Origin of the sequence: Pseudomonas sp. BBP2017, assembly GCF_003024385.1 — a bacterium.
GTDB lineage: Bacteria > Pseudomonadota > Gammaproteobacteria > Pseudomonadales > Pseudomonadaceae > Aquipseudomonas.
This window is the reverse complement of record NZ_PVZN01000018.1, coordinates 43,243-56,436: the sequence shown is the minus strand read 5'-3', so window position 1 is coordinate 56,436 and position 13,194 is coordinate 43,243. Positions and strand designations below refer to the sequence as shown.

13 protein-coding genes are annotated in these 13,194 nt (G+C 61.1%); 2 read left to right on the top strand and 11 right to left on the bottom strand.

Features of this window, described 5'->3' with window-relative positions; all coding sequences use genetic code 11:
- Nucleotides 1–21 precede the first annotated feature (21 nt).
- The 5 genes from C6382_RS19810 to plsB all read right to left on the bottom strand — a co-directional run bounded on the left by C6382_RS19810 (nt 22) and on the right by plsB (nt 4,891).
- Nucleotides 22–711 carry a DUF4197 domain-containing protein gene (locus tag C6382_RS19810; protein WP_107026038.1) on the bottom strand — a complete coding sequence of 230 codons (690 nt, stop codon included), beginning with the start codon at nt 709–711 and terminating at the stop codon, nt 22–24.
- A gap of 33 nt (nt 712–744) precedes the next feature.
- On the bottom strand, nt 745–1,143 hold the full coding sequence (locus C6382_RS19805) for a YbaY family lipoprotein (protein WP_107026037.1): 399 nt from the start codon (nt 1,141–1,143) through the stop codon (nt 745–747).
- A gap of 147 nt (nt 1,144–1,290) precedes the next feature.
- Complete coding sequence (locus tag C6382_RS19800) at nt 1,291–1,710, bottom strand: hypothetical protein (protein WP_107026036.1); 420 nt, start codon at nt 1,708–1,710, stop codon at nt 1,291–1,293.
- A gap of 280 nt (nt 1,711–1,990) precedes the next feature.
- Nucleotides 1,991–2,341 (bottom strand): YbaY family lipoprotein, encoded by a 351-nt coding sequence (locus C6382_RS19795; RefSeq protein ID WP_107026035.1) that lies wholly within the window; start codon nt 2,339–2,341, stop codon nt 1,991–1,993.
- A gap of 63 nt (nt 2,342–2,404) precedes the next feature.
- Complete coding sequence (gene plsB / locus C6382_RS19790) at nt 2,405–4,891, bottom strand: glycerol-3-phosphate 1-O-acyltransferase PlsB (protein WP_107026034.1); 2,487 nt, start codon at nt 4,889–4,891, stop codon at nt 2,405–2,407.
- A 221-nt stretch (nt 4,892–5,112) separates the two neighbouring features.
- On the opposite strand from plsB, the gene C6382_RS19785 reads away from it, so the two are divergent.
- Nucleotides 5,113–5,322, top strand: coding sequence for a cold-shock protein (locus tag C6382_RS19785; protein ID WP_045189627.1), 210 nt, complete (start codon nt 5,113–5,115; stop codon nt 5,320–5,322).
- A 72-nt stretch (nt 5,323–5,394) separates the two neighbouring features.
- On the opposite strand, the gene C6382_RS19780 is transcribed toward C6382_RS19785, so the two are convergent.
- The 4 genes from C6382_RS19780 to C6382_RS19765 all read right to left on the bottom strand — a co-directional run bounded on the left by C6382_RS19780 (nt 5,395) and on the right by C6382_RS19765 (nt 10,447).
- Nucleotides 5,395–5,772 carry a hypothetical protein gene (locus C6382_RS19780; protein ID WP_107026033.1) on the bottom strand — a complete coding sequence of 126 codons (378 nt, stop codon included), beginning with the start codon at nt 5,770–5,772 and terminating at the stop codon, nt 5,395–5,397.
- A gap of 17 nt (nt 5,773–5,789) precedes the next feature.
- Complete coding sequence (locus tag C6382_RS19775; protein WP_107026032.1) at nt 5,790–6,602, bottom strand: putative RNA methyltransferase; 813 nt, start codon at nt 6,600–6,602, stop codon at nt 5,790–5,792.
- Nucleotides 6,602–7,753, bottom strand: coding sequence for a succinyl-diaminopimelate desuccinylase (gene dapE / locus C6382_RS19770; RefSeq protein WP_107026031.1), 1,152 nt, complete (start codon nt 7,751–7,753; stop codon nt 6,602–6,604). The genes C6382_RS19775 and dapE overlap by 1 nt, the downstream gene beginning before the upstream one ends.
- A gap of 102 nt (nt 7,754–7,855) precedes the next feature.
- Nucleotides 7,856–10,447 (bottom strand): glycosyltransferase, encoded by a 2,592-nt coding sequence (locus C6382_RS19765; protein WP_107026030.1) that lies wholly within the window; start codon nt 10,445–10,447, stop codon nt 7,856–7,858.
- Between the two features lie 290 nt (nt 10,448–10,737).
- Here C6382_RS19765 and tcdA point away from each other — a divergent pair, with 290 nt between their 5' ends.
- A complete protein-coding gene (gene tcdA, locus C6382_RS19760; RefSeq protein WP_178082806.1) occupies nt 10,738–11,559 on the top strand; it encodes a tRNA cyclic N6-threonylcarbamoyladenosine(37) synthase TcdA in 822 nt (273 codons plus the stop codon).
- Here tcdA and C6382_RS19755 read toward each other — a convergent pair.
- Nucleotides 11,538–11,948 carry a SufE family protein gene (locus C6382_RS19755; RefSeq protein ID WP_107026029.1) on the bottom strand — a complete coding sequence of 137 codons (411 nt, stop codon included), beginning with the start codon at nt 11,946–11,948 and terminating at the stop codon, nt 11,538–11,540. The two genes, tcdA and C6382_RS19755, sit on opposite strands and share 22 nt — an antisense overlap.
- The gene (locus C6382_RS19750) at nt 11,945–13,150 is read right to left on the bottom strand and encodes an aminotransferase class V-fold PLP-dependent enzyme (protein WP_107026028.1); all 1,206 of its coding nucleotides are present in this window, start codon (nt 13,148–13,150) and stop codon (nt 11,945–11,947) included. Before C6382_RS19750 ends, C6382_RS19755 begins: the two co-directional genes overlap by 4 nt.
- Between the last annotated feature and the right edge of the window lie 44 nt (nt 13,151–13,194).

The window sequence follows — 13,194 nt, the reverse complement described above, 5'->3', positions numbered from 1 at the left end:
GCACCGCGATGCATTTCAGGCTTACAACGCGCCAAACACCTTTTTGGCCAGCCCGGTCGCCGCCGCAGCCGGATTCTGGCGAATGCCCTCTTCCTGCTTGGCGATCATCTCGAACAAACCGTTGAGCGCCTGCTCGGTCACGTAGCCTTCGACATTGGCGTTCTTGGCATCGAGCACGCCCAAGGTCGCTGCTTGCCCGGCAAAGCTGTTGTACTGCTGGGCCAGGCCGACCTGGTCGGTGGCCTTTTTGACGATCGGCAGGAACCTGGCGCGGATCTGCTCGCGGCTGGTCTTGCTCAGGTACTGGGTGGCCGAGTCATTGCCACCGGCAAGAATGCCTTTGGCATCGTCGACGGTCATTTTTTTCACGGCATCGACCAGTAGCGCCTGAGCCTGGGGCACCGCAGCCTCCGCGGCCTGGTTCATGCTGGCTTCCAGCTGTTCGACCTGAGCACCCATGCCAAACTGCTTCATTTTCTTCGCCACTTTACCGAGGTTGCCCGGCAACTCGATGCGTGCATCCGGGTTATTACTGAAGCCGCCGGGCGTACCCAGTTGCTTCACGGCCACCTGGGCGCCTTGGGTCAGGGCGTCTTTCAGACCGCCAGTGGCGTCTTTCTGTGACAGGTCGCTGAGCGACAACGCCAGCGCGCTGGCCGACAGCAGCAGGCCGGCGCACAGGCCGGTGAAGGTGAGAGCGGGGCGGAACATGGCAGCATCCTTATCAGTTGTCAGAGCGGGCTATCAGCGAACAGCATCGACTTTGATGCGTAGCGCCTGCTGGTCGTTGCCATCAAGCGTTACGCCATGGTGTTCGGTGTTGATGAACAGCAGCTTGCCGTCCAGTTCGATTCGCGCGCTGATCGCGTAACGGTGACCAGGCTTGACCTGGGCCGGGTCGTAGGTCAGGTGGAAAGGCAACGGGACGTTGCCCTTTACCGGACCATTCTGGCGGGCCAGCGTGACTGCCGGGGCATCCATGAGCGAAACATCCTGCAGGCTGACGCTCAAGGTGGCGGCAGGCGGCAAAGCGATACGCTGCAGGTAGAAGACTTCGCCGTCGAGGCTGGCGTGTTGATTGGGGTTATTGCCGGAGCAGGCTGCAAGAAGGGTTAAGCAGCACAGTATTAAGCATTTTTTCATGGAATCTCCGGGCCCTTGGCGCTGGCTTGTGGCCAACCCTTGGGACTTTAACGGATTTTTATCGCGGATATCGATTGAATGGGGCGTACATCCTTTGATTTCGCCTGTAGTTCACTCGCTCACCTAGGATGTTGGCTTGGCCTGCCTTTATTCCACTTGGAGATCGCTTATCAGGGCGTAAAGGTCTACGTCTCGGAGGACTCGCCCGGCAACGTAGCGACCCGTGGGGTGCCGCAATAAGAAACTCAGCTCCGGCTTAGCATTTTTGGTTAGCGCGCCTGCATCGACATGGAGCGAGAATGGCTCTTGTGTACCTCGGATCTGAAAGCTGTTCTCGGAGATGTTGACATAGGTTTTGTGCTGATTTTCATCCAGATGAACCGCATGCAATGCGGTGATCAGCTGATGTCCCGACAGATCCGCAATTTCGGGGATTGATAGTGTTCCGGTGATGTGCTTAAAGCTAGCTGCATCAATTGGCTCGCTTACTGTCGGCCTGTCTTGGCTGTTGAGTGTGAGGTTCTGCCGGATTCGACGTGTCTGATGGTCCAGTGAAATCGGCAACATGTTTCTCAAAACAGGGCACATTGGCAAGGCGGATCGTGCCCTGTATTTCAATGAAAGTCATATTGCTCATGGAGTTCCTTGGTACCACCATGTTGTCGGCGATATTGCCAAGGGGCGCTGGTGATCACGTTAAGAAACAGGTGCGCCCTCCACCAGTTGGAAATGGGTCCGATCTTGAGATGCCAGCCATTTCCTTACATTACGACTAGTCGTTTTGACTGGCCGTACGGATCTCCCACCGCAGACCAACCATAAACACCACTGCTTGCTGCGATTGTCCTCAGTCGCGGGTGATGCGTTGTACCACTACGGTCAGCGGGGTGGCGGACGGATTATTCAAATCAATCGTATAGGCGCGGGTGTTGATGTAGAGCAGACGCCCTTCGTGTTCGATGCGCGCACTGATGCTGTAGGTGTGGTTGTCCTTGATCAGGCTCGGGTCGTAGCGCAGCTTGAAGTCGAAGGGCACATTCTGGTCGGTACGCAGGGTTTGGCTGGCCATGGGCAATGCTGGCGCGTCCTGCAGGGACACATCGTTGAGGCTGACGGTCACCAGCTTTTCGCCAATCAGCGCGATGCGCTCGAGGTAGAGCACTTCGATTTCCAGGCAGTTGTGTTTCTCAGTGGTCATAATCAATCTCCAGAGTAGGGCGATGAATTGCTTGCCTACCCTAAGTCTGGAGATCGCGTTGGATCAGAGGGAAACGCTAGCCGTCGGTTCGTCACGGTGCAAGGCCACCTGGCGGATCGACAAACGTACCTCCGCCGACAGCACCCGCTTGGCCGCCCCTTCGGCCAGTTCGCTGAGTTTCTCGTGGTAACCGAGCTTGCCATTGCTATCCGGGCGCAACACGCCTTGTTCGATCTGGGTCTGGATAAAGTGGCGGAACAGGGTTTTGTCGAAGAACTCCGGGGCGTTCAGGCCATGCAGGATCGACAGGCGCTGGGCCATGATCACACACAGGTCTTCCAGCTCTTCGGCGCTAAGCGTGTGCTGGCCGCTGTTGAGCAGCAACGCGGTGGCCATGTAGAAACGCTGCAGGGTCTGAGTGATGGCGCGGGCCAGCAGGGTCAGCAGCACGAACTGGCGTGAGCTTGGTGCCGGGCGCAGGTACACGCCACTCTCGTAGCGCAGCAGGCCCTGTTCGACAAAAGCCTGCAGCCACTGGTCGATTACCGCGTCCAGCTCTTCCAACTCCCAGCGGATGAACAGCTCCGATTGCAGGTACGGGTACAGTGCCCGGGTGTACTGCAGGATCAACTCGCGGCTCATGCGCGAGCTGCTCTGGAAGAAACTTGCCAGTAATGCCGGCAGGGCGAATATGTGCAGAACGTTGTTGCGGTAGTAGGTCATCAGCACCGCGTTCTGTTCGTCCAGGTACAGAATCCTGCCCAGCGCATCGCTCTGCTCGGCCAGCAGGCCCATGCCTTTGACGTGGCTGATCAGGGCCAGACCGTCACCTTCGGGCAAGGTCGTGTGCGGCGAGTAGGGTACCGTGCGCAGCAACGCCAGGTACAGGTCCAGGACCCGCGCCAGGGCACGTTCGTCCAGGGCCAGGCGGCTGGTGGAGAGCAAGGCCAGGGCTACCAGATTGACCGGGTTGATCGCCGCCGCTTCATTGAGGTGGCGCGCGACCTTTTCACCCAGACGCGAGGTGGTTTCGTTGAGCCAGGCCGGACGAAATTGCGGGGCATGGGTCTGTTCACGCCAGCCGGGCTGCTGCTGGTCGAGGAAGGCACCGAGGCGGATCGGCTCGCCGAAGTTCACCGCTACCTGGCCGAAGCGCTGTTTGAGCGCACCGATGACTTTGAAGATGTCAAAGATCGACTCTTTCTTCTTGCTTGCACCACGCAACTCACCCAGGTAGGTGCGGCCTTCAAGGACGCGTTCATAGCCGATGTACACCGGTACGAAGACGATCGGCGTGCGCGATGAGCGCAAGTAGCTGCGCAGGGTGATGGCCAGCATGCCGGTTTTCGGTTGCAGCATGCGCCCGGTACGTGAGCGGCCGCCTTCGACGAAGTACTCGACCGGGAAACCCTTGGTGAACAGGGTGTGCAGGTACTCGTTGAACACCGCGGTGTACAGCGGGTTGCCCTTGAAGGTGCGGCGCATGAAAAACGCCCCGCCGCGGCGCAACAGGCCGCCGATCACTGGCATGTTGAGGTTGATCCCGGCAGCGATGTGCGGCGGGGTCAGGCCGTTGCGAAACAGCAGGTAGGAGAGCAACAGGTAGTCGATATGGCTGCGGTGACAGGGTACATAGATGACTTCGTGACCGGGGGCGATGCCTTGTACCTGCTCGATATGGTTGACCTTGATACCGTCGTAGATCTTGTTCCAGAACCAGCTGAGCACCACTTCGAGGAAGCGGATGGCGGTATAGGTGTAGTCCGAAGCGATCTCGTTGCCATAGCGCAGGGCTTGGGCCTCAGCCTTGGCCAGGGGGATTTTCTCACGCTCGGCCTCGTCGGCGATGGCCTGGCGCACCAGCGGGTCGTGGATCAGGCCCTTGACCAGGTTGCGCCGGTGCGAAATGTCCGGGCCGATGACCGCGGTCTTGAGGTTGCGAAAGTGTACCCGCAACATGCGCTGAGCCATGCGTACGGTACGTTCGTGGCCCTTGTTGTGCTGGACCAGTTCACGCAGGTGAATCGGCGCAGAGAACTGCACACGGGTCTTGCGTCCGAGAATCAGCACGGTCAGCAGCCGACGCAAGCGCCCGGTCACCGCCCAGCTGTCGGCAAACAGCAGTTTCCACGGGCTGGACTCGCTGGCTGGCGACTGGCCCCAGAACACGCTGACCGGAATGATCTGCGCGTCTTCCTCGGCATGCTGGCTGATTGCGTTGACCAACCGCGACAGGGTCGGCGGGGCACCGCGCTTGTCCTGGCGGCCGAGCCAGTCGGGCTCCGGGGTCAGGTAGAAAAACGCAGCGGGTTCCTGCAGGGTACCGACAGCCACCGGTAATACCGGGCGCGGCAGCCCGGCTTTGGTGCATTCGCGGTCAAGTACCGCCAGATCGGTCAACGATGGCGACTGCAGGGCATAGAACACTGGTCGGCTGCGATCCAGGTTCAGGGTGAAGGACGACTGGTTGATGGTCTCGGAGCGAACCCACAGGTACAACAGGCGACGCAGGGCGCCAAAGATCAGGCGGCGCAGGGGGGAACGGGTCATACAGTGTGTGCTCTGGGTAAAATTTTCGAGTAATTGCTCAGCTGGTTAGTGTGACGTATCTGCGCAAGTTCAGCAAAATGCCGAGCCGTCATAAAAAATCTTTCGAGCCTGTCATATACTCGGTCCGCAGCTTGCAGGCGTAATCCCCAAGCTGCGTCGGCGGAGGAAGGTGATCCTCCGCTTGCAAGGCGATTCCAAAATAAAAAACCGGAGTAGTTCAGATGTCGTCTCGTGAGACTGGAAGTGTAAAGTGGTTCAATGACGCCAAAGGTTATGGCTTCATTCAGCGTGAAGGTGGCGCCGATGTGTTCGTTCACTACCGCGCCATTCGCGGCGAGGGGCATCGCACCCTGCTCGAGGGGCAGCAGGTCGAATACAGTCTGACGCAGGGCCAGAAAGGCCTGCAGGCCGAAGACGTTATAGGGCTCTAAAGCTGCAAGTATGAAGCTGCAAGCTGCAAGTTGACCGTGCTCGGCTTGTAACTTGCAGCTTACGGCTTGCAGCTAGTGCGTACGCCAGGTGATTTCCTCTTCACCGTCGGCACTGATGCGGATCCAGCGATCGGCATCCTCTTCACCTTCTTCCTCGACCCAGCTGCCCGGTGCACAGCGCACCTCGACACTCAGTGCAGCGAAGGCGGCGCGCGCGCAGGCGATGTCGTCATCCCACGGTGTTTGGTCGCTTTCCAGGTAGAGACTGTTCCATTTGCCTACAGCCTTCGGTAACCAGGTAACCGGAATGTTACCGGCCTTGCACTTGTAGGTCTGACCTTTCTGCTGCCAGTCGCTGCAAGGGCCGAGTGCTTCGGTGAGCCAGGCCGCGATCTGTTTATGGTCGACGTCAGCGTCTTTGAGGTAAATCTCGATATCGGGTTGGCGCATGGGGGCTCCAGGTGTGCTCAGTCTTGGCGCACGAAGTAATCGTAACGCATCGATACCGTGACCTCGAAAGGCTCGGCCTGCTCGATGACGCGGGCGCGTTTTTCCGCGCTGGCGCGCCAGCCATGAGGGGTCATGGCCAGCAAGTCAGCGCGGGACTTGCCATCGGCAAGGCTCAGACGGAATGTGAGGATTTCACTGTGGGCGTGCTGCATGCCGGCCGGGACCAGCGCCAGGTGCTTGTCGTCGGCGTAGTCGCGCACTTCATCATAGAGTTTATGGCGCAGCTCGATCAGGTGATCGTTGGTCGGGCCGACGCGCATCAGGCCGCCACCTGGGGCGAGCAGGCGCAGGGCCTCTTGCCAGTCCAGAGGGCTGAACACACTGGCGAGGAACTGACAGCTGGCATCGGCCAGGGGCACCCGCGCCATGCTTGCCACCAGCCAGGTCAGTGCCGGGTTGCGCTTGCAGGCGCGCTTTACCGCCTCGCGGGAGATATCCAGGGCATAGCCGTCAGCCTCGGGCAGCGCCTCGGCGATCTGCGCGGTGTAGTAACCCTCGCCACAACCGATATCCAGCCAGCGCGCGGGCGCGCGCTCGGCGGCCAGTTCGGCCAGGCGATGGGCAACCGGGGCATAGTGCCCGGCATTGAGAAAGTCGCGACGGGCTTCGACCATGGCCTGGTTGTCGCCCGGATCGCGGCTGTTCTTGTGCTGCACCGGCAACAGGTTCAGGTAGCCTTGGCGAGCCCGGTCGAAACGGTGTCCGGCCGGGCAGGCCACACCGTTGTCGACTGCACTGAGCGCTGCGCTGCAGAGAGGGCAGATGAGCATCAGGCAAGCAACCGGGTCAGGGTCTGGTAGTAGATCTCGGTCAGTACGTCGAGGTCACTGGCCAGGATCCGCTCGTTGACCTGGTGAATGGTGGCGTTGACCGGGCCCAGTTCAACCACTTGGGTACCGAGGGTGGCAATGAAGCGCCCATCGGAGGTGCCGCCGCTGGTCGAGGCCTTGGTTTCGCGACCGGTGACCGCTTTGATGCTGGCCGATACCGCGTCGAGCAGGTCGCCCGGCTCGGTCAGGAACGGCAGGCCAGACAGCGCCCAGTCGACGTGCCAGTCCAGCTGGTGCTTGTCGAGGATCGCCGCGACGCGGGCTTGCAGGCCTTCAACCGTCGATTCGGTGGAGAAACGGAAGTTGAACAGCGCCGTCAGTTCACCCGGTACCACGTTGGTCGCGCCAGTGCCGGAGTTGAGGTTGGAGATCTGGAAGCTGGTCGGCGGGAAGAAGGCATTGCCTTCGTCCCAATGCTCGGCAGCCAGCTCCGCCAGCGCCGGGGCGGCCAGGTGGATCGGGTTCTTGGCCAGGTGCGGGTAGGCCACATGGCCCTGCACGCCACGCACCGTCAGCTTGGCGCCGAGCGAGCCGCGACGACCGTTCTTGACCACGTCGCCAACCAGGCTGGTGCTCGACGGCTCGCCGACGATGCACCAGTCCAGGCGCTCTTTGCGCGCGGCCAGGCGTTCGATCACCGCCTTGGTGCCGTGGTGGGCCGGGCCTTCTTCGTCACTGGTGATCAGGAAGGCGACCTTGCCGCGATGGTTCGGGTAATCGGCGACAAAGCGCTCGGTGGCCACAACCATGGCCGCCAGGCTGCCTTTCATGTCGGCAGCGCCACGGCCACAGAGCATGCCGTCGGCATCGATCAGGGCATCGAACGGATCGTTCTGCCAGGCCTGCACGGGGCCGGTGGGCACTACGTCGGTGTGACCGGCAAAGCACAGCACCGGACCATCCTGGGTGCCATGGGTGGCCCAGAAGTTGTCGACATCTTCGATACGCATCGGCTCCAGCATGAAACCGGCATCGCCCAGGCGCTGCATCATCTGTTTCTGGCAGTCGGCATCGAGCGGGGTCACCGAGGGGCGACGGATCAGGTCGCAGGCCAGTTCTAGGGTAGGCGAGAGGTCGGCTGGGGCCGTCATTGAAGAAACTCCGGGGGCAAGGCAGGGCACGAATTCGAGGGGCGTTATCTTATAGCAATTCGGGGGGCTGTAGGAGCGGGGCGAGCCCGCTCTTACAGGTGGTCAGGACGCCTGCGCCGGCTGGGCGGCATCCACAGGCTTGGGCAGCGACGACAGCAGCGCCATGATCAGCGCCGCCAGATACGGCAGCGACTGCACCAGCAGCATGGCCACCCAGAAGCGCATGTCATTGCTCGGCAAACCCTGAACCAGGTAGATACCGGCCGCAGCACCCCATAGCAGCAACATGATGAACAGCTCTTCGCGGGCTTCGGAAAGCGCCACCAGCAAACCATGGCTGTCGGCGTTCTTCGGCGTGCGGAAGAACGGAATGCTGCTGGTGAAGAAACCGTACAGCACCGCTTTGGCGATGGTATGCGACAGGGCAAGGCCGGCCAGGGCTGCGGCGAAGGCATCCTTCATGTTGACCCCGACCGCACGGCGGTAGAGGAAGACAATCTTGCCGACCTTGAACACGAACAGCGCCAAGGGCGGGATGGCGAAGATCAGCAGCGGTGGATCGACTCGTTGCGGCACGATGATCATCGCCGCCGACCAGAGCAAGGCGCCAATGGTGAAGAAAATGTTCATGCCATCGGCAATCCACGGCAGCCAGCCGGCCAGAAAGTGATAGCGCTGGCCGCGGGTGAGCTCCGAGTCTTTACCACGCAACAGACTGGCAGCATGGCGCTTGATGATCTGGATGGCGCCGTAGGCCCAGCGGAAGCGCTGCTTCTTGAAGTCGATGAAGGTATCGGGCATCAGACCCTTGCCATAGCTCTCGTGGGAGTACGCCGCTGAGTAACCCTTCTCGAACACCCGCAGGCCGAGTTCGGCGTCTTCACAGATACACCAGTCAGCCCAACCGAGTTCTTCGAGCACCGAACGCCGGGTCATGGTCATGGTGCCGTGCTGGATGATCGCGTCTCGATCATTGCGGGTGACCATGCCGATATGGAAGAAACCCTTGTATTCGCTGTAACACAGCTTCTTGAAGGTGCTTTCGTTCTGGTCGCGGTAGTCCTGCGGCGATTGCACCACGGCGATTTTCGGGTCGCTGAAGTGCGGGACCATGTGCTTGAGCCAGTTGCGATCCACGCAGTAGTCCGAGTCGATCACCGCGATCACTTCGGCATCCTTGGCGGTGTGCGGGATCAGGTAGTTCAGTGCGCCCCCCTTGAAGCCCGCCAGAGGGGAGACGTGGAAGAACTTGAAGCGCTCACCGAGCATCTGGCAATGGGCCTTGATCGGCTCCCAGACCGCCGGATCCTTGGTGTTGTTGTCGATGATCAGGACTTCGTAGTCTGGATAATCCAGCGCCGCTAGGGCGTTGAGGGTCTGTTTGACCATCTCCGGTGGCTCGTTGTAGCACGGCACATGCACCGAGACTTTCGGGCGGTAAGCGCTGTCGGCCTGCACCGGCAGGAACTCACGGCGGCGTTTGCGAATCCACACCGCCTCGGCCAGTTCATGGGCTTCGGTCAGCAACACGATAAACACCCCGAGCGCGCCAAGTGCGAGCAAGAAGCCCACCGTCAGGCTGAACCAGGTGCTGTACTGCTGGCTGTAGTCGTAGCCGATCCACACCAGCACCGAACCGCAGAGGAAGGCGATAAAGGTCAGGAAGGTGCGCCCGCGCTGACGCAGGGCCGAGCCATCGATCAGCAGCAAGGTCAGCGAGAGCATCGCCAGGACCACCGAACCCACCGCCAGCACGCGCCACTGCGGAATGGCCACTACCGGGCCTTCGAAGTTGAATTTTTGCTGGCGGGCGGCGTTGAATACGCCCCAGTAAGCGCCGACCGAACCTTCGTCGCTGGCCTTCCACGGTTGGTCATAGGCTTCGATAACGAAGTAGTTGTAACCCTGACGGTTGAGCTTGTTGACCAGGGTGCGCAGGTAAATGGCCTGGTCGGCCGGGGTGGCGTCGGCGCCGCCACGCATGCGCCCGTTGCTCGGCCAGCCGACTTCGGAGAGCAGCAGTGGCTTGCGTGGGAATTGCTGTTTGAGGTCGCGGGCGCGGTCCAGTACGAACTGGCCGGCGTCCTTCATCGGGATGAATTCCCAGTACGGTAGGATATGCGCCGCTACCAGGTCGACGTGTTTGGCCAGCTCCGGGTGCTCTTTCCAGATATGCCACTGTTCACTGGTGGTCACCGGGACTTTCACCGCTGCGCGCACCCGGTCCAGGTACTGGATCAGCGCCTGGGGGGTGATTTCTTCGCGGAACAGTGCTTCGTTGCCGACCATCACCCGCACGACACTGCGCGAGCTGTTGGCCAGTTCAATGGCTTTCTGGATTTCCCGTTCGTTACGCTCAAGGTCCGGGCTGATCCACACCCCGAGGGTTACCCGCAGGCCGAACTCTTCGGCCAGGCGTGGAATCTCGGCCTGGGTGCCTTCGACGGTATAGATACGAATACTGTCGGTCAGCTTGCTCAGTTGCTCGAGGTCCTGGCGCAGTTCGTCCTCAGTCGGGTATTGGCCCTTTTGCGGGCTTTCTCCGAGGCGGAACGGCGAGTAGGAGAAGCCGGAAATCTGCTCCGGCCAGTCAGGGGCGGAAACCGGGCGGTTGATCAGTGCCCAGAACCCGGTGAATAGCGCGGCGATGGCCATGACTATCACCAGGTTGATACCAAATTTACGCGATGACATAGATAGTTCGGGTTCCGAAAGGTGGAACGGGCGAGCGCCACAGGGCGCGGATTCTGCTCTTTGTCCGCCTATGCTGTGTAGGAACAGGCTGGCGGCAAGGGTTAGATTGTCTTCAGGTGTCGAAGTTCTGAGGCCCGTGCTGTTGTCGTCCAGGACTAGGGATTGCCTGGCACATTAAAGCAGGATTACAACCGACTTTACTAATTCGTACAGGGGTGACTGGTCCGAAGCAGGATGGCAGCGGGCCTCAACAGGCCTATAATGCGCGCCGGTTTTTTCAGGGTATGGCCATGAGTACAGATGATCCACGCTTTGCCGGTGTTGCCCGGTTATACGGTGACAGCGGCCTGCAGCGCCTGCGCGAGGCCCATGTGGCGATCGTCGGTATTGGTGGTGTCGGCTCGTGGGCGGCTGAAGCCATGGCGCGTAGTGGCGTCGGTGAAATTTCGCTGTTCGACCTCGATGATGTCTGTGTCAGCAACACCAACCGCCAGTTGCATGCCATGGAAGGGAATGTCGGGCGCGCCAAGGCTGAAGTCATGGCCGAGCGCCTGCGGGCGATCAACCCGGCGTGCAAGGTGCATGCGGTGGTTGATTTCGTCACCAAGGAAACCTTGCCTGAGTACATCGGCGAGCACATCGATTGTGTGATCGACTGCATCGACAGCGTCATGGCCAAGGCCGCGCTGATCGGTTGGTGCAAGCGCCATAAGGTCACCATCATCAGCACTGGTGGTGCCGGCGGGCAGATCGACCCAACGCAGATTCGCGTTGCTGACCTGAACAAGACCTTTAACGATCCGCTGGCTTCGCGGGTGCGTTCGACCTTGCGTCGTGACTATGGCTTTTCCCGCACGGTCACTCGCAACTACAGTGTGCCTTGCGTGTTCTCTACCGAACAGTTGCGCTATCCCAAAGGCGACGGCAGCGTCTGCCTGCAGAAGAGTTTTGTCGGTGAGGGCGTCAAGCTCGACTGCTCGGGTGGCTTTGGCGCAGTGATGATGGTGACGGCGACCTTCGGCATGGTCGCCGCCAGCAAGGCGGTGGAAAAGCTGGTGGCCGGCGCCCGTCGGCCATCCGAACGCCAGGCTCAGTTGCCCGCGGCCAGCTGAGCCATACGCTGCAGCACGGCGTTCAGGCCGTTGCTGCGTGAGGGGGAGAGCTGACGCCCGAGGCCCAGCTGGTTGAACCAGCCGGGCAGGTCAAGTTGCTGGAGTTCGGTGCTGGACAAGCCCTCTACCCGAATCAGCAGCAGCGCCAGCAAGCCACGAATGATCCGCGCATCGCTGGCGCCTTTGAAGCGCCACTGACCGTCCTGCTGTTCGGCCACCAACCAGACCTGGCTTTCACAGCCATGAACGCGGTTGGCTTCGGATTTTTCTGCCTCGCTCAAGGGCGTCAGACGCTCACCCCATTGCATCAGCAAGCGAGCCCGTTGCTCCCAGCCCGCAGCCTGTTCGAAGCTGCTGAGCGCGTCTTGGGCGTTAACCGGCAGGCTCATCGCAGCAGCTCCAGGGCTTGATCCAGGGCCTCGAAGAAGCGTTGCAGGTCGTCGGAATCGTTGTACAGGCCCAGGGAAACCCGAATCGCCCCGTCCAGCCCGAAGCTTTTCAGCAGTGGCATGGCGCAGTGGTGCCCGGCACGCACGGCGATCCCCTGTTCAGTCAGCAGGTGGGCGAGGTCGGCATTGTGCACGCCTTCGACCACGAAGCTGGCCAGGGCCAGTTGCGGTTGACCCAGCAGGCGAATGCCTTCGCGATCGTTCAGGCCGCGCAACAGGCTGCGGTGCAGGCTGGCTTCGTGTTCGGCGACAGCGCTCGGATCGAGCCCCGCCAGGTAGTCGAGGCTGGCGCCCAGGCCGATCACACTGGCAATTGGCGGGGTGCCGGCTTCGAACCCCAACGGCGCCGGGCGGAAGCTGGCGTCGTGGTAATCGGCCACCTGGACCATCTCGCCACCGAATTGCCAGTGGCGCAGACGTGCCAGCGCTTCGCTGCGGCCGTAGAGCACGCCGACACCGTCAGGTCCATACAGCTTGTGGCTGGAGAACACGTAGAAGTCGCAGCCCAGTTGCTGCATGTCCTGGCGGCCATGCACCACGCCCTGGGCGCCATCGACCACCGTCAGCGCACCCTGGGCATTCGCGTGGGCCAGCAACGGCGCCAGCGGTTGCCAGGCACCCAGCACGTTGGACAACTGGCTGACCGCCAGCAGGCGGGTGCGCGGGCCAATCAACTGCAGGGCAATCTCAAGATCGATCAAGCCGCGGTTGTCCAGAGGCAGAATCACCAGCTTGAGCTGGCGGCGCTGGGCCAGTTGCTGCCAGGGCAACAGGTTGGCGTGGTGCTCCAGGGCGCTGATGGCGATTTCATCGCCGGCTTCGAACAGCCCTTCAAGGCCGTACGCCAGCAGGTTCAAGGCCGAGGTTGCGCCATGGGTGAAGATGATCTGTTGGGGGTTAGTGGCGTTGAGCCAGCTGGCGACCTTTTCCCGGCTACGTTCAAAGGCCTGGGTAGCCAACGCGCCGGGAAGGTGTTGGGCACGGTGCACATTGGCGGCACCGTGGCCGTAATAATGGCTCAAGGCATCGAGCAGTAGTTGCGGTTTTTGCGTAGTTGCAGCGTTGTCCAGGTAGGTCTGGTGCTGCCGTTGCAGAGCGGCGATGGCTGGAAAATCAGCGCGCCACGGGGAGGGCTGGAACATGATGTCGGACCTGAGTATCGGGCCTGGCGTTAGGCCAGACCCGA